Origin of the sequence: Geothermobacter ehrlichii, assembly GCF_008124615.1 — a bacterium.
Lineage (GTDB): Bacteria > Desulfobacterota > Desulfuromonadia > Desulfuromonadales > Geothermobacteraceae > Geothermobacter > Geothermobacter ehrlichii.
The window spans coordinates 69,446-89,042 of record NZ_VNIB01000013.1; the positions used below are offsets into that span (position 1 = coordinate 69,446).

At 63.6% G+C, this 19,597-nt stretch carries 14 protein-coding genes; 3 read left to right on the plus strand and 11 right to left on the minus strand.

Annotated elements, in window-relative coordinates:
* Positions 1-206 precede the first annotated feature (206 nt).
* From groL to glmU, 8 genes are all read right to left on the minus strand, one after another.
* The gene (gene groL, locus EDC39_RS12535) at positions 207-1,841 is read right to left on the minus strand and encodes a chaperonin GroEL (RefSeq protein ID WP_148896741.1); all 1,635 of its coding nucleotides are present in this window, start codon (positions 1,839-1,841) and stop codon (positions 207-209) included.
* Positions 1,842-1,875: 34 nt separating this feature from the next.
* Positions 1,876-2,163, minus strand: coding sequence for a co-chaperone GroES (groES, locus tag EDC39_RS12540; protein ID WP_148896742.1), 288 nt, complete (start codon positions 2,161-2,163; stop codon positions 1,876-1,878).
* A gap of 375 nt (positions 2,164-2,538) precedes the next feature.
* Positions 2,539-3,084 carry a hypothetical protein gene (locus EDC39_RS12545; RefSeq protein ID WP_148896743.1) on the minus strand — a complete coding sequence of 182 codons (546 nt, stop codon included), beginning with the start codon at positions 3,082-3,084 and terminating at the stop codon, positions 2,539-2,541.
* Positions 3,085-3,120: 36 nt separating this feature from the next.
* Positions 3,121-4,077, minus strand: a complete 957-nt coding sequence (gene arsS / locus EDC39_RS12550; RefSeq protein WP_148896744.1) for an arsenosugar biosynthesis radical SAM (seleno)protein ArsS — start codon at positions 4,075-4,077, stop codon at positions 3,121-3,123.
* Between the two features lie 240 nt (positions 4,078-4,317).
* The gene (locus EDC39_RS12555) at positions 4,318-6,513 is read right to left on the minus strand and encodes an ATP-dependent helicase (RefSeq protein ID WP_148896745.1); all 2,196 of its coding nucleotides are present in this window, start codon (positions 6,511-6,513) and stop codon (positions 4,318-4,320) included.
* Positions 6,506-8,299: a chloride channel protein gene (locus EDC39_RS12560; RefSeq protein ID WP_148896746.1), complete on the minus strand. Its 1,794-nt coding sequence runs from the start codon at positions 8,297-8,299 to the stop codon at positions 6,506-6,508. The genes EDC39_RS12555 and EDC39_RS12560 overlap by 8 nt, the downstream gene beginning before the upstream one ends.
* Positions 8,300-8,499: 200 nt before the next feature.
* Positions 8,500-10,329: a glutamine--fructose-6-phosphate transaminase (isomerizing) gene (gene glmS / locus EDC39_RS12565; RefSeq protein WP_148896747.1), complete on the minus strand. Its 1,830-nt coding sequence runs from the start codon at positions 10,327-10,329 to the stop codon at positions 8,500-8,502.
* Positions 10,330-10,385: 56 nt separating this feature from the next.
* Complete coding sequence (gene glmU, locus EDC39_RS12570; RefSeq protein WP_148896748.1) at positions 10,386-11,780, minus strand: bifunctional UDP-N-acetylglucosamine diphosphorylase/glucosamine-1-phosphate N-acetyltransferase GlmU; 1,395 nt, start codon at positions 11,778-11,780, stop codon at positions 10,386-10,388.
* A gap of 158 nt (positions 11,781-11,938) precedes the next feature.
* Here glmU and EDC39_RS12575 point away from each other — a divergent pair, with 158 nt between their 5' ends.
* From EDC39_RS12575 to EDC39_RS12585, 3 genes are read left to right on the plus strand one after another with little or no spacing between them, the layout of a single operon-like run.
* On the plus strand, positions 11,939-12,487 hold the full coding sequence (locus EDC39_RS12575; protein ID WP_148896749.1) for an MXAN_5187 C-terminal domain-containing protein: 549 nt from the start codon (positions 11,939-11,941) through the stop codon (positions 12,485-12,487).
* A 3-nt stretch (positions 12,488-12,490) separates the two neighbouring features.
* Positions 12,491-13,615 carry a patatin-like phospholipase family protein gene (locus EDC39_RS12580; protein WP_148896750.1) on the plus strand — a complete coding sequence of 375 codons (1,125 nt, stop codon included), beginning with the start codon at positions 12,491-12,493 and terminating at the stop codon, positions 13,613-13,615.
* A gap of 17 nt (positions 13,616-13,632) precedes the next feature.
* Positions 13,633-15,510: a B12-binding domain-containing radical SAM protein gene (locus EDC39_RS12585; protein ID WP_148896751.1), complete on the plus strand. Its 1,878-nt coding sequence runs from the start codon at positions 13,633-13,635 to the stop codon at positions 15,508-15,510.
* Between the two features lie 66 nt (positions 15,511-15,576).
* Here EDC39_RS12585 and EDC39_RS15780 read toward each other — a convergent pair whose 3' ends face one another.
* Genes EDC39_RS15780 through EDC39_RS12605 form a run of 3 tightly spaced genes read right to left on the minus strand, consistent with a single transcriptional unit; the run spans position 15,577 to position 19,559 of the window.
* Positions 15,577-16,422, minus strand: coding sequence for a DUF488 family protein, N3 subclade (locus tag EDC39_RS15780; protein ID WP_281289760.1), 846 nt, complete (start codon positions 16,420-16,422; stop codon positions 15,577-15,579).
* On the minus strand, positions 16,423-18,027 hold the full coding sequence (locus EDC39_RS12600; RefSeq protein ID WP_148896752.1) for an MFS transporter: 1,605 nt from the start codon (positions 18,025-18,027) through the stop codon (positions 16,423-16,425).
* 5 nt (positions 18,028-18,032) lie between these two features.
* On the minus strand, positions 18,033-19,559 hold the full coding sequence (locus EDC39_RS12605) for an MFS transporter (RefSeq protein ID WP_148896753.1): 1,527 nt from the start codon (positions 19,557-19,559) through the stop codon (positions 18,033-18,035).
* Between the last annotated feature and the right edge of the window lie 38 nt (positions 19,560-19,597).

Here is a 19,597-nt window from a genome sequence, read left to right on the forward strand (position 1 = left end):
CACCTTGGTCAAGAATGTGGCGATTAATTTCTAGCAAATAAAACATGGGGGAACGCAAAGAGCGGCACCGGAGAAAACCACCAAGCATGAAACCGGAACTGGAACGGCACCGAACAGAGAATCCGGAGCAATAAAATGAAATTGAAAAAGCCCCCGACGGGCAAACCGCCGGGGGCTTCGGGCAGGGACAGGAAAAGGAGGTCGTGTTACATCATGTCCATGCCACCGGGCATGCCGCCGGGCATGCCGGCCGGAGCCTCTTCCTTCTTCGGCAGCTCGGCGATGCAGGCCTCGGTGGTCAGCATCAGGCCGGCGACCGAAGCGGCGTTCTGCAGGGCGCTGCGGGTCACCTTGGTCGGGTCGATGATGCCCATCTTCAGCATGTCGCCGTACTCGCCGTTGGCGGCGTTGAAGCCGTAGGCGCCCTTCTCGGTCGCCACCTGGTTGACGACGATGGAGCCTTCGAGACCGGCATTGGCCGCGATCTGGCGCAGCGGCTCCTCGAGAGCGCGCTTGACGATGTTGACGCCGAACTTCTGCTCACCTTCGACTTCCAGCTTGTCGAGAACGGCGCCGGCGCGCAGCAGGGCGACACCACCACCAGGGACGATGCCCTCCTCGACAGCGGCGCGGGTGGCGTGCAGGGCGTCCTCGACACGGGCCTTCTTCTCCTTCATCTCGGTCTCGGTGGCGGCACCGACCTTGATCACGGCAACGCCGCCGACCAGCTTGGCCAGCCGCTCCTGCAGCTTCTCGCGGTCGTAGTCGCTGGTGGTCTCCTCGATCTGGGCACGGATCTGCTTGACCCGGGCCTCGATGTCGGCCTCGGTGCCGGCACCGTCGATGATGGTGGTGTTGTCCTTGTCGATGACGATGCGCTTGGCGCGGCCGAGCATGTCGATGGTGGCGTTCTCCAGCTTGAAGCCGACTTCTTCGGAGATCACCCGGCCGCCGGTCAGAATGGCGATGTCCTCGAGCATGGCCTTGCGGCGGTCACCGAAGCCGGGAGCCTTGACGGCGGCGATGTTGAGGGTGCCGCGCAGCTTGTTGACCACCAGGGTGGCCAGGGCCTCGCCCTCGACGTCCTCGGCGATGATCAGCAGCGGACGGCCCTGCTTGGCGACCGGCTCGAGCACCGGCAGCAGGTCCTTCATGTTGCTGATCTTCTTGTCGTGGATCAGGATCAGAGCGTCCTCGAGCACGGTCTCCATGCGCTCGGCGTCGGTCACGAAGTAGGGGGAGAGATAGCCGCGATCGAACTGCATCCCCTCGACGGTCTCCAGGGTGGTTTCCATCGACTTGGCTTCCTCGACGGTGATCACCCCTTCCTTGCCGACCTTCTCCATCGCCTCGGCGAGGATGTTGCCGATGGTCTCGTCGGAGTTGGCGGAGATGGTGCCAACCTGGGCGATCTCCTTGTGATCCTTGACCGGCTTGGAAAGTTCCTTCAGATCGGCGACAGCGGCTTCCACGGCCTTGTCGATGCCGCGCTTGATTTCCATCGGGTTGTGACCGGCGGTGACCAGCTTGACGCCTTCACGATAGATGGCCTGGGCCAGGACGGTGGCGGTGGTGGTGCCGTCACCGGCGACATCGGAGGTCTTGGAAGCGACCTCTTTCACCAGCTGGGCGCCCATGTTCTCGAACTTGCCCTCGAGCTCGATCTCCTTGGCGACGGTGACGCCGTCCTTGGTGATCAGCGGGGCGCCGAAGGATTTTTCGATCACGACGTTGCGGCCCTTGGGACCGAGAGTCACCTTGACAGCATTGGCCAGGCTGTTGACCCCGGCGAGGATCTGGGCGCGGGCCTCCTGTCCGAACTTGATCTCTTTGGCAGCCATATTCTGTTACCTCCTCGAATCGGGTTGGTCGCTCTTACTCGATGATGCCCATGATGTCGTCTTCGCGCATCATGAGGTATTCCTTGCCTTCGATCTTGACCTCGGTGCCGGCGTACTTGCCGAAGAGAACCTTGTCGCCGACCTTGACATCCAGGGGCAGCACCTTGCCGTCCTCGGTCTTCTTGCCGTTGCCGACGGCGATGACCTTGCCCTGCTGGGGCTTCTCCTTGGCGGTATCGGGAATGATGATGCCGCCGACGGTCTTGGTCTCCTCTTCCAGGCGCTCGACGATGATACGGTCGTGCAGAGGTCTGATGTTCATCTTCTCAACTCCTTTCTGCAATGCGTTATGACTGGCATCTCGCCAGTGTTCAGCGAAAAAAAGCAGATCGCCCTTGCCCGCCGACCGGAAAAAGGGCAGTCCTTTGTTAGCACTCACCATAGATGAGTGCTAACAAAGGACAGGGCTAAATATAATCAGGCAATTCTGATTGTCAAGGGTTTTTCGGACGGCCCCAAATCCATCACCTGTTTTGTGGACCGAGGATGCCGGAACGGGTCCGGATGCAAGGCGACCGGCCGATTCGGGCGCAGGCGCGGCACGAGCCACGTCGAGCACCGAAGCGACGCCGGCAACGCAGCAGATGGGCCTGTTGCGGCAGCCGAATCCCGAAATGGGGAGTGGATTTGGGGCAAATCAGCCCTTGGACAGGGCGTCGATGAGGTAGCCGGCCAGGGTATCGGCGATGTCCCTGGCAAGCAGCCGGCGCTGCTGTTCGATGGTCGAGTAATCGTGGTCGAAAAAGACCTCACGGGGATATTCCATCATCAGTACGGGCTCTGTACTGCCGGGCTGAAAGAGTCTGATCCGGCTGCGCGAGCGGATGGTGGTGCTGCAGCACCCCGATTCCTCGACGTAGGCGAAGAGATCCCCGGTGATGTAATAGTGTGACGCCAGCCAGTCGGGGGCGATCTCTTTCAGCCCCTGCTTGAGAATGACGACGTTGTATTTTCTGTCGACACCCTTTTCGATCAGGGCATCAACAAAGCGGTCGAAAATGCCTTCGCTGACCGCCTGCGGCACCATGATGGTGGTGAAAGGGACCACGTAGAGGGTTTCCTCGGAAGGAACGACGGTGAAGGTGCTCTTCTTGTGCACCTCCGGCCGGGACGAACAGGCCGCGACCAGCAGAAGCATGAGACAGAGCAGGCCGCAGCCGCGAAACATTCGGACCAACGTCATGGCAAACCCTCCCACAAGACGAAAATCATGCCGGACTCAGGCGACCAGCGCCCCGCCGCAGGACGAACCGCAACCGGCGGTACAGCCGAAACAGTGCCCTCCGGTCGAGATGGGACGCCCGGCGAGCTGCGCCGGATCGAGCTGGTCGATATGCCGCGGCAGGCCTTCGGCCAGCCCCAGGCCGAGCACCAGGTTGAAATCGCAATCCGCCAGTGTGCCGTCCCAGGCGATACAGATCTGGTGGCGGCACATCAGGCCCTCGACCGTGGCCGGATTGAACGCCTCCTCGAGCAGGGCGCGATACGCCTCCGCCTTCTGCTGACGCTGCAAATCTTCCAGAAAACGCCCGATGGGCATGTTGGCGATGGTCAGCAACCGGGTAAAGACGATGCCGTGCTCCCGTCCAAGATGGTCGCGGTAGTCCTTCTCCAACGCCTGCTGGGCCGGTGGCAGGAACGGCCCGCCGGGATTGTAGACCAGGCTGAGGGGAAGCTCCGGCTGCCGGCCGTAACCGAGCTCGTTGAGCAGCCGGATGGCGTCAATGCTGCGTTCGTAGACCCCCTGCCCGCGCTGGGTATCGACATTGCGGTCGAGATAACAGGGCAGGGAGGCCACCAGCTGCACCTGCTGCTCCCGGAAGAAAGCGGCCGTCGCCTCCTGCCCCGGTTCGAACAAAACCGTCAGGTTGGTCCGCACCTGCACCGGATGCCCCTTCTCGCGCAGTATCCCGACAAACTTCCGGAAATGCGGATTGAGTTCGGGAGCGCCGCCGGTGATATCGACCTGGATGCCGGGGAAGGCATCCACCAGCCGCAGAACCGACTCCATGGTTGGCCAGTCCATGTTTTCGCTCCGGGTCGGCGCCCCCTCGACATGACAGTGGCGGCAGGCCAGATTGCACCTGAAACCGATGTTGACCTGAATGAGGGACGGCGCCGCGGCCGTCAGGTCGCGGCCGGTATGCTGGCGGACGGAACGGCTGAAATCGTTCATGGCTCGCTGCCTTTCCAGTTGGCGGTGGCGGATCTGGGAATGATGGCGGACCGCCGGCGAGGCGAGCAGGCGGTCGATTTCCTCTTTCAGGCTCTGGCGGTCGACCGGCTTGCGGCCCCGTCAACGACAGACCCGGATGCAAACAGCAACGGTGCGGCCAAACGCAACAGATCGTTCAACTTTCTACGTTTATAGCACGCGGACGCCGACGACTGTCAATGACGACTGGCCGAGACCGGTTCAGGCCGGTTCGAGGCCGGCAAACCTGAGCAGCAGCTTCTTCGGACCGACGCTGTTGAAATAGACGATGACCTTCTGGTTGTCCCCCCGCCCCTCGATACGCCGTACCACGCCGACGCCGAAACGCACGTGCCGCACCCGCATGCCGAGGCGCAGCCCCTCTTCGGCGACCGGCACCAGCCGCACCTCGTCCTGATCTTCGTCGGCGTTGACGTCGGCATCGGCTTCCGGTTGCGGCATCTGCTCGAAAATCGAGGCCAGATTGTGTCCGGATGTCCGCCGCAGGCCGCCGGTGTCTCCGGCCAGAAGATGTTCGGGAATCTCGTCGAGAAACCGGCTGCGCGGATTGTACTGATAACTGCCGAACACCCGCCGGCGACGGGCATGGGTCAGGTAGAGCCGCTCCATGGCCCGGGTCATGCCGACGTAGCAGAGCCGCCGCTCCTCCTCGAGATCACCTCCCTCGGCTTCGACCCGCCCGTGCGGGAAGATGCCCTCTTCCATACCGGTCATGAAGACCACGGGAAACTCCAGTCCCTTGGCCGCATGCAGGGTCATCAGGGTCACCCGGTCAAGGCTGCTGTCGTAGGCGTCGATGTCGGTCACCAGGGACACCTGCTCCAGGTAGTCGGCCAGGGTCGGCGCCTGCGACTGGGCCTCCTCCATGCCGCGCAGCAGTTCCTCGAGGTTGCGCAGCCGGTCGGCGGCCTCGCGCGTCTTTTCCTGCTGCAGCCCGGCCCCGTAGCCGGTCCGCTCGATGATCTCGGCCGCCAGCTGCGGGTAGGAGAGCCGTTCGGCCAGCCTGCCGAACTGTTCCATCATCTCGACAAAGGCCGCCACCTTGCGGGCGGCCGCCGTGCCGAGCTCTCCTTCCTCGAGAGCCAGCCGGCAGGCGGGCAGAAAGCCCCCCGCCCGCTCCTGAAGCTGCTGGATGCGGCCGACGGTGGTCTTGCCGATGCCGCGGGCCGGCACGTTGATGATCCTGCGGGCGGACACCGAGTCGGCCGGATTGACCAGCAGCCGCAGATAGGCCAGGATGTCCTTGACCTCCATGCGGGCGAAGAACTTCAGGCCGCCGAACATGACGTAGGGAATCTTCTCCCGCACCAGCGCCTCTTCCAGCACCCGCGACTGGGCATTGGTGCGGTAGAAGACGGCCACGTCCCGCAGATGCCGTCCCTCATCCCGCAGCCGCGCGATCTCGCGGGTAACAAAGCGGGCCTCCTCCAGATCGTCGGGCAGCCCCTGCAGCACCAGCGGTTCGCCCGGCGGGTTGTCGGTCCAGAGCGTCTTGCCCTTGCGGCCGACGTTTCGGGCCACCACTTCCCCGGCGGCCGCCAGGATGTTGCCGCTCGAGCGGTAGTTCTGCTCCAGCCGGACGACCGCGGCGCCGGGATAGTCCCGCTCGAAACCGAGAATGTTGCCGATCTCGGCGCCGCGCCAGGCGTAAATCGACTGGTCGTCGTCGCCAACCACGCAGAGATTGCGATGCTCGGCCGCCAGCAGATTGACCAGCCGGTACTGCACCACGTTGGTATCCTGGAACTCGTCCACCAGAATGTGGCGGAACCGCTGCCGCCAGCGGTCGAGAATGTCGGGACGATGTTCGAACAGGTAGACCGTCAGCAGCAGCAGATCGCCGAAATCGACGGCGTCGGCCTGCCGCATCCGCTGCTGGTAAAAACCGTAGAGATCGGCAATCAGTTCTTCCTGGTAGCCGTCGGTCGGCAGCTGATCGGGCAGCAGGCCGTGGTTCTTGGCCCGGTCGATGGCCGCCGCCAGGGTCGCCGGCTTCAGGGTTTTTTCGCTGATGTTCCTCTCGGCCAGCAGGTCGCGGATCAGCCGCCGCTGGTCCTGGTCGTCGTAGATGAGAAACTGCCGCGAGTAACCCAGGGCCTCGATCTCCTGCCGCAGGATGCGCACGCAGGTGGCGTGAAAGGTCGCCACCCAGGGCAGCTCTTCCGTTCCCAGCAGCCGCTCGAGCCGCTCCTTCATCTCGGCGGCCGCCTTGTTGGTGAAGGTGACGGCCAGAATGCGCCAGGGCTCGACCCGGTGCTCGCGGACCAGCCAGGCGATGCGATGAATCAGGGTCCGGGTCTTGCCCGAGCCGGCACCGGCCAGCACCAGCAGCGGGCCGTCGCCGTGGGTCACCGCCTGCCGCTGGGGCGGGTTGAGTCCGGCCAGCAGGTCACTCATCCTCGTCCTCCAGGTTGCGCGACATCAGGGCGCGATTGTAGGCGGAAATGATGTCCTTGCGGGAGATGATGCCCACCAGCCGCCGGGGATTGTCCGCGGCGACCACCGGCAGCTGCTCGATGTTGCGGTAGCCTATCTTGCGCAGCGCCTGGTCGAGATTTTCCTCCTCGGTGACGGTGATGACATCGGTGGTGGCCAGCTCCTTGATGACCACCAGATCCTTCAGCTCCCGCTCGAAGACCACGCCCATGAAGTCCTGCACCGAAATGATGCCGGTCATCTCCCCCTCGGCGTTGACCAGGGGAAAGTTGGTATGCCGGGTACTGGCGGTGAACTCGGCGAACTGGCCGAGGGTCATGTTTTCCGGCACCGTCTCGACGTCGCGGGCCATGACGTCGCGGACCAGCAACGCCTTCATGATGTTCCGCTCCTTGCCCGCCTCCAGGTCGATGCCGGCCCGGGAGAGTTCGACCGTCTCCAGGCTGTCCTTCTTGAAATGACGGGCGATGGAGGTGCCGATGACGCAGGTCAGCATGATCGGAATGATGACCTGGTAGCTGTCGGTAATCTCGAACAGCAGAAAGATGGCGGTCATCGGCGCATGGGTGGCGGCCGACAGAAAGGCCCCCATGCCGACCAGGGCGTAGGCGCCCGGCGACAGGCCGACATCGGGAAAGGCCAGGGCCGCCAGGTGGCCGAAGGCGCCACCGGCGACGGCACCGAGAAAGAGACAGGGGGCGAACATGCCGCCCGGCAGGCCGGAGCCGAGGGTAATGGAGGTGGCCACCGCCTTGGCCAGCACCAGCAGCGCCAGCAGGGCCCAGGCGTGTTCGCCGTGCAGCACCGTCTCCATGAACTCGTAGCCGTTGCCGAACACCTGTGGCAAACCGACGCCGATCGCCCCGACGACCAGGCCGCCGAGAACGGGCTTGGCCAGGCGGGGAATCCTGACGGCGTCGATCAGGTCCTTGATGCGAAAGTGAAGCTCGATGAAGCCCGTCGCCAAGGCGCCGATCAGGCCGCCGAGCAGCAGATAGAGCACCAGCTCCCAGAAGCTGTGCATGAAGTAGGGAGGAGCGGTCAGTTCGGAGATGTTGCCCAGCAGGGCGCGAGACACCACCGTCGCCATGCCGCTGGCGATGACGATGGAGGTGAAGCTGGCCAGCTCGAACGATGAGAGCAGCACGATCTCGGTGGCGAAGAAGACCCCGGCGATGGGCGCGTTGAAGGTCGCCGCCACGCCGGCGGCGGCGCCGCAGGCGACCAGCACCTTGAGCCGGTCGCCGCTCATGCGGAACAGCTTGCCGAACTGGCTGCCGATGGTACCGCCGATGACGGCGATCGGCCCTTCCTGTCCGGCGCTGCCGCCGGTTCCCAGGGTGATGGCGGCGCCGAGTCCGCGGGTGAAGATGGGGCGCAGGGGAAGCTTGGCGCCCTGCAGGTTGACCTTGACCAGAAAACCGGCGAACCCGCTCTTCAGGTCCTTGCCGAAAAAGATCCACAGCGGCAGCACCAACAGGCCGCCGACAGCCGGAAAGAGAACCAGCAGCAGGCGCTGCGGTGCCCACTGGTCGAAAGCGATGTGAAAAAACGCCAGTCCCTGTTCCACCACCAGCAGGTGAACCAGTTCGATGGTCTGGCGGAAGAGGTAGTTGCCGAGTCCACCGAGCACCCCGATGATCACCGCCAGAGCGATGAGAAAGGTGTTCTCGCTGATATGCAGCCGGGGGATGGCGGCGGTCAGCAGTTTCTGAATCAGCCTGAACAGACGAGCGGCGAGGGACAAAACGGAAAACAGCTCCTCGTGGCCGCGCCCAAGACGCGGCGGACAGTATTTGCGTTTGCCAACAAGCCAGGCTGCTGAAAATGGCAGATACAAGGCATCCGAAATTTCAAGGCATGCGGCGTACCTGTAAACTCGTGCGTCGAATGCCGAGAAATAAGGATAGCACAGCTGGACGGGCCGTTTTCAGCAGCCTGCCTGAGTCACTCCACGGTTACACTCTTGGCCAGATTGCGCGGCTGGTCGACGTCGGTCCCCTTGAGCACGGCGACATGATAGGCGATGAGCTGCATGGGAATGGAGGTCAGCACCGGCATCAGGTCGTCGGTCGTCTCCGGCAGCTCGACCAGGGCGTCGCACGAGCGGCGCAGGCTCTCGTCGGCGCGGGTGGCGACGGCGATCACCCGGCCCCCCCGGGCCCGGACTTCCTCCATGTTGGAGACCACCTTCTCGTAGGTTTCGTTGCGTGGCGCCAGCACCACCACCGGCAGATTCTCGTCGATCAGGGCGATCGGCCCATGCTTCATCTCGCCGGCCGGATAGCCCTCGGCATGGATATAGGAGATTTCCTTCAGCTTCAGCGCCCCTTCCAGAGCAATCGGGTACTGGTTGCCACGGCCGAGATAGAGAAAATCGCGGGCGCTGACGAAGGTGCGGGCGATCTCCTCGATGGCGCTGTCGAGCTCGAGCGCCGTCTCGATCTTGCGCGGCAGGCTGAGCAGTTCGGCGACCTGTCGCCGGCAGTCCTCGGCGCTCAGGGTACCGCGCACCCGGCCGAGACGCAGGGCCAGCAAATAGAGCGCCACCAGCTGGGTGGTGAAGGCCTTGGTCGAGGCGACCCCGATCTCCGGCCCGGCATGGGTGTAGATGACGCCGTCACTCTCCCGGGCGATCGATGAATCGACCACGTTGCAGATGCTGACCGCCTTTCCCCCCTTGGCGCGGGCCTCGCGCAGGGCGGCCAGGGTATCCGCCGTCTCGCCGCTCTGGCTGATCAGCACCGCCAGGTCCCCTTCGCCGATGATCGGGTCGCGGTAGCGGAACTCGCTGGCGATGTCGACCTCGACCGGTACCCGGGCCAGCTTCTCGATGTAGAACTTGCCGACCAGGCCGGCATGCCAGGAGGTGCCGCAGGCGATAATGAAGATCCGCCGGATCCGTCCCAGTTCTTCGGCCTCCAGCCCCAGGTCCTCGAGATAGACGTCCCCTTCGTCATCCTTGAGCCGCCCGGCGATGGTGTCGGCGACGGCACGCGGCTGCTCGTAGATCTCCTTGAGCATGAAGTGCCGGTACCCACCCTTCTCGGCCATGGTGGGACTCCAGGTGATGATCTTCGGTGCCCGCTCCACCGGCTCGCCGGCCAGGGTCAACAGCCGCATCCGCTGCCGGTCGAAGACCGCCATCTCCCCGTCCTCGAGAAAGATCATCTCGCGGGTGTGGCTCAGCATGGCCGGGATGTCGGAAGCGACGAAAAACTCCCCCTCGCCGCAACCGATCACCAGGGGCGAACCGTAACGGGCGGCGATGAGGTGATCCGGCTCCTGTTCGCAGATGACGGCGACGGCATAGGCGCCGCGCACATCCCCCAGTGCCCGGCGCACGGACGTTTCGAAATCACACCCTTCCTTGCGGTACTGCTCGATCAGGTGGGCGATGATCTCGGTGTCGGTTTCGGAGCGGAAGGTGTGTCCCTGTTTCTTGAGGCGGGCCTTGAGCTCGAGGTAGTTTTCGATGATACCGTTGTGCACGACCACGATGCCGCCGGCATGGTGCGGATGGGCATTGGTCTCGGAGGGGCGTCCATGGGTGGCCCAGCGGGTGTGGCCGATACCGAGGCTGCCGCTGACCGGCCTGCTGCGCAGCAGGTTTTCCAGGTTGACCAGCTTGCCCTCGGCGCGGCGGATCTCGATAACGCCGCCGTCGAGGGCGGCAATCCCCGCCGAGTCGTAGCCGCGATATTCGAGCCGCCGCAGCCCGTCAAGAACGATTCCGGCAGCTTCCCGGCTGCCGATATAACCGACGATTCCACACATAAGAAGAAAAAACCCCTCCGTATCTAGCAGCCATCAGGCCGTTGGCTGGACGATTCTTATCCGTTTTTCCGTTTCTTTCTGCGCCGCAGACGCCAGCCTTCGATCACCTTCTGCTCCGCCCGCGACAGGGCGAGGGAGTCGGGGGGAACGTCCTTGGTGATGGTCGAACCAGCGCCGATGAGACTGTTGCGGCCGATGGTCACCGGCGCTATGAACTGGGTGTCGGAACCGACGAAGACATCGTCCTCGATGACGGTGCGATACTTGTTGACCCCGTCGTAGTTGCAGGTGATGGTGCCGCAGCCGATATTGACCCCGGTTCCCAGCTCACAGTCCCCCAGGTAGGTCAGGTGGCTCGCCTTGCTCCCCCGGCCGATCTGCGCCTTCTTGGTCTCGACGAAGTTGCCGATCTTGTTCTCTCCCGCCAGCACCGTTCCCGGCCGCAGGTGGGCCATGGGACCGATATCTGTTTCCGGCCCGACCTCGCTTTCGGCCAGTACCGAACCGGCCTTGATCCGCACGTTGTCGGCGATACGGCAGTTGTCGATGACGACATGCGGGCCGATGGTGCAGCCGGCCCCGATGCGGGTGGCTCCGCGAATGACAGTGCCGGGCAGAAGCTGGGTGTCGGGCCCGATTTCGACCCCGGCATCGACATAGGTGGCCTGCGGGTCGGTCATGCCGACGCCGGAGCGCATCAGTGCCTCATTGATGCGCCGGCGCAGGACCGCTTCGGCGACCGCCAGCTGGCGCCGGTCGTTGACACCCATCGCCTCCTCGGCATCCGTCAGCTGCAGCGCGCACACCCGGCCGCCGGCATCGACCGCCGCCGCGACGACGTCCGTCAGATAGTATTCACCCTGGGCGTTGTCGCAGCCGAGTCCGGCCAACACCTCAAAAACAAAGGGCGCCCGGAAGAGATAGATACCGGTGTTCACTTCGTGCAGGGCCCGCTGCGCCTCGCTGGCATCCTTCTCCTCAACAATGGCCTGCACGCTGCCTTCGGCATCGCGCACGATGCGGCCATAGCCGGTCGGGTCTTCCATGTGGGCCGTCAGCACGGTCACCAGCGCCTGTTGCCGGCGATGCAGGTCGAGCAGTCCACGCAGGGTTGCCGTGCGCAGCAGGGGGACATCGCCGCAAAGCAGCAGCAGGTCGCCGGAGAATCCGGCCAGGGCCTCCCCGGCACAGAGCAGGGCATGCCCTGTCCCGAGCTGCTGCCGCTGCTCGACGAAGAGGCAGTTTCTTTCGGCCATGGCCTCCCTGACCCGGTCGGCGCCATGGCCTACGACCAGAACCGTCGGATCGCAGCCCAGCTCCTCGGCCAGGCCGAGCGGAAAGGCAACCATCGGCCGGCCGGCAAGGGGATGCAGGACCTTGGGCCGGGAGGACTTCATGCGGGTGCCCTGTCCCGCCGCAAGAATCACCGCCGCCAGAGTTTGCTGCTCCATGTTCACCCCCTGAAAAGGTCGAGAAACGGTTTATTATACGCCCCCGCCGCAGGCAGTCAAGCGCCGCCGGCCGGCCGCAGCCAAGGGTGCGTAACCACTCTTTTTCTTTTCAATAACAGGTCCGTCCAGTATAGTTGGACAAGGAGGATAGCGAGTCCATGGACGAACGTCGGAAGATGCTGCTGCAGCTGGACGAGCTGGAGCAGGAAATGCGCAAACTCGAAATCCGCTACGACCAGTACTTCAGCGGCATCGAAAAAAGGGAACCGATGAAACAGCGGGACGCCCTGGCCCGGCGCATCCGGCAGCTGACCAGCCGCCACGTGGTGCAGACGGACGTACGCTTTCGCCTGCAGGGCCTGGCCACCCGCTTTCACACCTACACCAACTACTGGGACCGCATCCTGCGGCTGATGGACGAAGGGAAATTCGAACGGGGCACCGGCCGCATCCCGCCTCCGGCTCCGCCCCGGGCGTCGCAGCCGGAAACGACATCCGACCCGACCGAGCGCGTCTACCGGGAACTGGTCTCCGCCTACGAGCAGACCGGCAGCGGTCGAATTCCCACCCGCGAACAGGTCCAGGCCCTGCTCGAACGACAGAAGGAGAAAATCCGCCAGAAATTCGGCGACCGCGAAATCGACTTCATCGTCGTCACCGACGGCGGCAAACCCAAACTGAAGGTCCGGGCGAAAAAAGCGACCTGAACGATGTTCCGACGTTCAAGCAGAACAGCGCTGGTGCTCGCCGGCGGCGGCATCATGGGCGCAGCCTACGAAATAGGCTGCCTGACCGCGCTCGACCAGCTCTTCGCCGAGCCGTTCAACGTTAACCGGTTCGATTTCTACGTCGGCGTCAGCGCCGGTTCGGTCATCGCCAGCCTCATCGCCAACGACATTCCGCCAGCCACCCTGTTCCGGGCCATTTCGCGGGACGAAAAAACGGTCTTCAACTGGCAGCGACGCGACATCTACCGCCTCGACACCCTCGGCCTGCTCGCCTGCTGCGGCCGGGTACTGACCAGAAGCTGGCACATCTGGCGCAGCTATCGCCGCAACCGTTCCCGTTTCAGCCTGCACGACCTCTTCTACATTCTGCAGGAACAGTTTCCCGCAGGCATCTTCTCGCTCAGGCCGATGCAGCAGTTTCTCTGCCGCTCCTTCCAGAAAGAAGGACTGTGCGACGATTTTCGCCGGCTTAAGCGCCCCCTTTTCATCCCGAGCTATGATCTCGACAGCGGCCGGCGGGTGGTGTTCGGCGACAAGGAACACAGCAACGTCCATATCTGCGAGGCGATCACCGCCTCCAGTGCCATCCCCTTCTTCTTCCAGCCGCAGAAGGTCGGCGGCCGCTACTACATCGATGGCAACATCGGTCGCATCAGCCACATCGACATCGCCATCGAACAGGGGGCAAAACTGATCTTTCTGGTCAACCCGCGGGTGCCCATGGTCAACGATCCGGCACGCATCTGCCTGCCCTCCCTTTCCTACGGACACTGCGCCAGCATCACCGAACTGGGCATCAGCGTCAGCTGGGAGCAGGCGCAACGGATCGAAACCAGGGAGAAGCTCGAACTTGCCATGGCTTACTACCGACGGGCGCATCCGGATGTCGATATCGTCACCTTCGAGCCCGGCCCGGAAGAATCGCTCCTCTTCTTTCAGAGCCCGATGAGTCAGCAGGCGCGCAACCAGACCATGCACTACGGCTACCACCTGACCCTGGGGCAGCTCAACAACCGTCACCAGAAGCTGCAGCGTCTGCTCGAAAAACACCGGATTCCGGTCGAGGACGGTCCGCTGACCGACCGGGCGGCCGAACTGACGGTCTGACCACCAGGGAGAAAACGATGGGCATCGGCAGCATCACATTTCTGACCCTTCATGTCAGGCCCTCGGCCCAGGCCGTCCCGCTGGCGGCAGGATGCCTGGCGGCTGCCCTGCCGCCGGAGCGCCAACGAGATTGCCGGCTGCTCGACTTCACCCTCAGGGACCCGATCGAACGGATTGTCGCGGCGGTGGTAGACACCGATCCCGACCTGCTGGTACTGCCGGTCTATGTCTGGAACCGTCGGCAGCTGGCCGCCGTGGTACGCAACATCAGGCGCAACCGCCCGCAACTGAAAATTCTGGCCGGCGGCCCGGAGGCCTCCGCCCGGCCGGCGGCTCTGCTGGCGGAAGGGATCTGCGACCTGGTCCTGCGCGGCGAGGGAGAGACGACTTTTCCCGAACTGGTGGACGCACTCGACCGAGATGACGGCTGGCAGCAAATGGCGGGACTGTGCTGGCTGGAGGCGGAAGGGATGCGGGTGAATCCTTTCCCTGCGACCCCGCTCGCTCCGGAGCAGCTCCCTTCCCCCTGGCTTTCCGGCGTCCTGAAGCCGCAGCCTGGCGGCGGCGTGCTCTGGGAAACGGCACGCGGCTGCGCCTTCGGCTGCGATTTCTGCTTCGACGCCGGCGGCCAGCGCCGGGTTCGTCCCCTGCCGGATGAACGCCTGGAGGCGGAGCTCGAACTGTTTTGCGAGGCGGGGGTGGGACAGGTCTGGATCCTCGACTCGACCTTCAACCATCCTCCGCAGCGAGGCAAAAAATTGCTGCAACTGCTGCGGGACAGAGCGCCCGGCATCCACTTTCACCTGGAAGCCAAGGCCGATTTTCTCGACCGTGAGACCGCCGCCCTGCTGGCGGAGATCGACTGCTCGGTGCAGGTCGGGCTGCAATCGGCCGACCCCGACGTGCTGCGCCGGGTTCACCGCCCCTTCAATCCCCGCGTCTTCGTCCAGGCGATGAATCTGCTCAACAGCGAACAGGTCACCTACGGCCTCGACCTCATCTATGGCCTGCCGGGAGACGATTTCGCGGGCTTCTGCCGCAGCCTCGACTTCGCCCTCGGCTTCGCCCCCAATCATCTCGACATCTTCCCCCTGGCCATCCTGCCGGGAACCGACCTGGCATCCCGCGCCGAACGGGAAGGGATCGTCTGGCAGCAGGAACCGCCCTACGAAATCAGGGCGACACCACAGCTGCCGGAAGAAGACCTGGAACGCTGCCGCGAGCTGGCGGCGGCCGTCGACCTGTTCTACAACACCGGGCGGGCCGTCGGCCTGCTGCCGGGACTGCTGCAAAGCCTCGGCGTCGAGGCGGTCGATTTCTTTCAGGACTTCACCCGCTGGCTGAAAGAAGAACAGGGGATTTTCCGTGAAGCGCTGCTCGACACCGAATCCTGGACCAGTCCCGAGGTGCTGGCCATGCAGGAAAGCTACATCCAGCACCTGCTCATGCAGCGGCAGCGGCTCGACCTGCTGCCGGCCGCCCTCGACCTGCTGCGCTACCATTTTCATCATGCCGAAACCAGCCTGGGCCCGGAAGTCCTGCCGGCCGAAAGCACTCCCGAGCCGGCCGAAGCCTGGCGGCGCCCCTGGCGCCTGGCGGCGGGGGCCCGGCTGATTCCCTTTCACTACGAAATCGTCGACCTGCTCGACATGGAAGGCGCCGAGCTGGAGGAGATCGCCGCCATGCTGCGGCCGGTCGGGTCGGTCGCCCTGTTCATCCGCCGGGGCTCTGAGGTCTGGTGCGAATCGCTCGAGGAGGATTTTCAGCGCCTGCTCAAAGGCAGCGACGGCATCCACAGCCCGGAGACAATCTTCGCCGGCGGCATCGAAACGGAACAGGGACAGGAAATGCTCGCCTTCGCCCTGGCCGAAGGACTGCTCGTTTCCACGTCCTGACCGGCCACTACGCCCCTGCGCGACAAGCGGTCGCCTCCGCAGGGTCGCTATCGGTTGCGCCCGGAACTATTCCGGAGTCCCCTCCAGTTCGGCAATTCTCTCCCTGAGCCGGCGCATTTCGGTGTGCCGCTCGCTGACGTCGCGCATGACGGCGGCGATCCCTTCGACCCGCCCCTGATCGTCCTTGAGCATGACGATGCAGAAATCGACCGACAGACGGCGGCCGTCGCGGTGCATCGCCGGCACCGAAAGCAGGTCAGTTCCGTATTTTGACTCGCCGCTCTCCATCACGCGGGCATAGCCTTCTCCGTGCCGGTTACGCAGCTTCTCGGGAATGATCAGGTCGAGAGACTGGCCGATCGCCTCGGCGGCCGGGTAGCCGAAAATCCGTTCCGCGCCCTGGTTCCAGAGCTGGATGATGCCCCGGTTGTCGGCGAACAGGATGGCATCCGGGGCCTGCCGGACGATCCGCTCACAGAGCTTGTTCGTATCGAAATCGGTCATGGAGTTTTCTCCGTTTCCGGCTTGCCGCCCGGCCAATAGCAGGCCCAAGCAGCGGCTTTCCAGGTATTCCTTCAGCACCCGGGCGTTGTTGCGCGGGCTGCGGGAAGCATGGACGAAGGTCGCCTCGCGGCCAGCGATCAGCCGGCAGAGTCCGGCCACGCCCTCCGGATTGGCGTCCAGTTCGGCGACATAGCGGCGCCGAAACTCCGCCCAGCGCGCCGGGTCGTGCCCGTACCATTTACGCAATTCGTGCGACGGCGCAATCTCCCGGACCCAGGCATCGAGCCGGGCAGCGTCCTTGCTGATGCCGCGCGGCCAGAGTCGGTCGACCAGAATCCGCAGGCCGTCCGACGGTGCCGGCGGCTCGCCGGCGCGCTTGAGGCGGAGGCTTACGGATTCCGGTTTCATTTACGGGTTCTGGATGTAGGCGTCCTTGCGGGTATAGAACCACCAGTTGATGACCAGGCAGATGAAGTAGAAGATCGCGAAGCCGTAGAGCGCGTACTCCGGCGTGGTCGCCTTGATCTGCTCGCCGAACACCTTGGGAATGATGAAAGCGCCGTAGGCAGCAACCGCCGAGGTCCAGCCCAGCACCGGCCCGGCCTGCTCCTTGTCGAAGATGATCGCGATCGAGCGGAAGGTCGAACCGTTGCCGACTCCGGTGGCGGCGAACAGCACGATGAACAGGAGCAGGAAGGGCACGAAATAGTCCTCGGGGGTCGGCGAGGCGTAGGCGGCCTTCATGAAATAGGCGCAGCCCAGGGCCGAAACCACCATCACGATCGACACCCACTGGGTGACGATGGCGCCGCCGAGCTTGTCGGCTATCTTGCCGCCGACCGGGCGGATCAGGGCGCCGATGAAGGGTCCCATCCAGGCGAACATCAGGGCGCTGGGACCGTTCGGATTGGTGGTGTTGTGGGTCATCACCCCGTCGACCATGATGTGCGAGAAGCCGAAGATGACCTTGATCGACAGGGCGAAGGCCGCCGAATAGCCGATGAAGGAGCCGAAGGTCATGGTGTAGATGATGGTCATCGCCCAGGTGTGCTTGTTGCGGAAGATCCGGTACTGGCGGTTCAGGTTCTCGCGCAGCCCGCCGGTGGTCAGGAATTTCATCCCGTAGACGGTGGCGGCGATCACCAGCGGCAGCACGATCCACTTGCTCAGCAGTCCCAGCCCAACCGGGGGAGGCAGCATCAGATAGAGCCCGGCCGAGGCGGTGACGAAAGCGATTCCCAGCAGGCCGAGGATCATGGCGAAGCACTTCGGCGTCGAGGCCAGGTTCGGCGACACGGTTTCGGTGGTGATATTGTTCATGCCGAAGAAACTGGCGAAAGCAAGCGGCACCAGAAAGAGCAGCCAGACGAAGCCGGCGTTGTGAATGTAGGTTTCGGTGCCGGCCGGAATCTTGCCGATCAGGGTGCCGCTGGTGTTGATCAGGGTCTGAGGCTCGCCGCCGAAGATGCCGACGGTCATCACCAGCGGAATCAGGATCTGCATGGTGGTGACGCCGAAGTTGCCCAGTCCCGCGTTCAGACCGAGCGAGGTACCCTGAACCCGCTTGGGAAAGAAGAAGCTGATGTTCGACATCGACGAGGCGAAGTTGCCGCCGCCGATCCCAGACAGCAGGGCGAGCAGGTAGTAGACCTCGATCGGTGTGGACCGGTTCTGCAGGGCGAGTCCGGTGCCGATCGCCGGAATCATCAGCAGCGCCGTGGTCAGGAAGATGGTGTTGCGGCCGCCGGCGATGCGGATGAGAAAAGAGCTCGGAATCCGCAGGGTGGCTCCGGTCAGACCGGCGATGGCCGAAAGGGTGAAGAGCTGCGACTGGCTGAACGGATAGCCGAGGTTGATCATCTGAACGGTGATGATCCCCCAGTAGAGCCAGACAGCGAAGCCGCAGAGCAGGCTCGGTATCGAGATCCACAGGTTGCGGTTGGCGATCTTCTTGCCCTGGGAATTCCAGAACTGTTCGTCCTCGACATCCCACTTGTCCAGATTGATTGGCATGATGGTTACTCCTTGAAGGCGTCTTCAATAACGGTGAATTTGTCCTGTTCGATTTTCTTCATATCTTCAGGGTGTTTTTCGCGCATCAGTTTCTGCACCGTGAGATGCAGCCAGAGCAGACAGAACAGCGACAGAGCGCACATAAAAACCCAGCAGCTGGTCCACAGCCCGGTCCATTCGAGCAGGTAGCCGAAGATGATCGGACAGAAGAAGCCGCCCAGTCCCCCCAGCACCCCGACCATACCGCCGACCACGCCGACCTCGTCGGGGAAATAGTCGGGGATCAGCTTGTAGACTGCCGCCTTGCCGATCCCCCAGATACTGCCGAGCAGAATGATCAGGATGGCGAAGATCCAGACATTGGCCTGAAAGAAGATCCGGGTGACCCCCTTGGCCAGCAGCTCCTTCTTCTTCACCTTCTGACCGACCTCGACCACCGGCTCATGCCAGGCCTGCTTGGTCGGCAGGATCAGCATCTGATCGTCGTAGGTCTCCAGATCCCGCGGCTTGAGTTTCAGCCGGTAGGTCATGCCGTCGACCGTGATCGCTTCCGGACTGACTGCGGTGACTACACCGGCCCGCTTGGCCATCACCCCACGGCCCGGCGAATAGATTTCCATCTTCGGGATAATCACCAGGAAACTGATCACCACCGAGGCACCCAGCACCCAGTACATGACGGTCCGGCCGCCGAACAGGTCGGAAAGCCAGCCGCCCAGGGCCCGGATCACCCCGGAAGGGAGACTGAAGGCCGAGGCGAACAGCCCGGCGGTCACCAGCGGCAGATAGTAGACGTTGACGAAGTAGGGAACCAGCCACTGCGAGAAGGCGACAAAGCAGCCGAAAACCAGAAAGTAGTAGAGCCCGAAGCGCCAGACCCGGACATTCTTCAGCGGAGTCAGCATCTGGGTGAAGGTCTTGGTCGACGAGGCCGGTTTCTTGTTCTCGGAGAAGATGAAGAAGATCACCCCCATTGTCGCCAGCATGATGGCGTAGTAGACCGGCAGCTGCCGCCAGGCTTCGAGATTGGCGCCGTTGTCGGTCAGCCGGTTGAGAATGGTCGGGGCGAACAGGGTGGTCAGGGCCGCTCCGGCGTTGCCGGCGCCGAAGATTCCCAGCGCCGTTCCCTGGCGTTCGCGCGGGTACCAGACCGAGGAGAAGGCGATGCCGATGGAAAAGCTGACCCCGGCCAGACCGAAACCGAAGCTGCACAGGGCGAAGGTCCAGAAACTGTCGACCTTCGACAGCAGAAACATTGGTATGGCGCAGAGAAACAGCAGGGTGCCGTAGACCGGCTTGCCGCCGAACTTGTCGGTCAGCATCCCGGCCGGCAGGCGAAAGATCGAACCGGTCAGCACCGGAATCCCCATCAGCCAGCCGATCTCGACCGGCCCCCAGTCGAAAACCTGGTTGTCGGCCAGAAAGGTGACCAGCACGCCGTTGAACATCCAGGCGGCGAAACAGACCGTAAACGCCAGGGTGTTGAGAAACAGGACCTTGTGGGATGTGGCCGTTGCCTTTTGCTCCATCATAAAAAAAACCTTTTTAGTCTGTAATCAACAGAGTCGTC

Excerpts from the sequence above, each read along its gene's own strand:
- glmS (WP_148896747.1), bottom strand. The coding sequence starts at position 10,329 with ATGTGTGGAATCGTCGGTTATATCGGCAGCCGGGAAGCTGCCGGAATC.
- arsS (WP_148896744.1), bottom strand. The coding sequence starts at position 4,077 with ATGAACGATTTCAGCCGTTCCGTCCGCCAGCATACCGGCCGCGACCTG.
- EDC39_RS12575 (WP_148896749.1), top strand. The coding sequence starts at position 11,939 with ATGGACGAACGTCGGAAGATGCTGCTGCAGCTGGACGAGCTGGAGCAG.
- EDC39_RS12585 (WP_148896751.1), top strand. The coding sequence starts at position 13,633 with ATGGGCATCGGCAGCATCACATTTCTGACCCTTCATGTCAGGCCCTCG.
- EDC39_RS12600 (WP_148896752.1), bottom strand. The coding sequence starts at position 18,027 with ATGCCAATCAATCTGGACAAGTGGGATGTCGAGGACGAACAGTTCTGG.
- glmU (WP_148896748.1), bottom strand. The coding sequence starts at position 11,780 with ATGGAGCAGCAAACTCTGGCGGCGGTGATTCTTGCGGCGGGACAGGGC.
- EDC39_RS12555 (WP_148896745.1), bottom strand. The coding sequence starts at position 6,513 with ATGAGTGACCTGCTGGCCGGACTCAACCCGCCCCAGCGGCAGGCGGTG.
- groES (WP_148896742.1), bottom strand. The coding sequence starts at position 2,163 with ATGAACATCAGACCTCTGCACGACCGTATCATCGTCGAGCGCCTGGAA.
- EDC39_RS12545 (WP_148896743.1), bottom strand. The coding sequence starts at position 3,084 with ATGACGTTGGTCCGAATGTTTCGCGGCTGCGGCCTGCTCTGTCTCATG.
- EDC39_RS12580 (WP_148896750.1), top strand. The coding sequence starts at position 12,491 with ATGTTCCGACGTTCAAGCAGAACAGCGCTGGTGCTCGCCGGCGGCGGC.
- EDC39_RS12605 (WP_148896753.1), bottom strand. The coding sequence starts at position 19,559 with ATGATGGAGCAAAAGGCAACGGCCACATCCCACAAGGTCCTGTTTCTC.
- groL (WP_148896741.1), bottom strand. The coding sequence starts at position 1,841 with ATGGCTGCCAAAGAGATCAAGTTCGGACAGGAGGCCCGCGCCCAGATC.
- EDC39_RS15780 (WP_281289760.1), bottom strand. The coding sequence starts at position 16,422 with ATGAAACCGGAATCCGTAAGCCTCCGCCTCAAGCGCGCCGGCGAGCCG.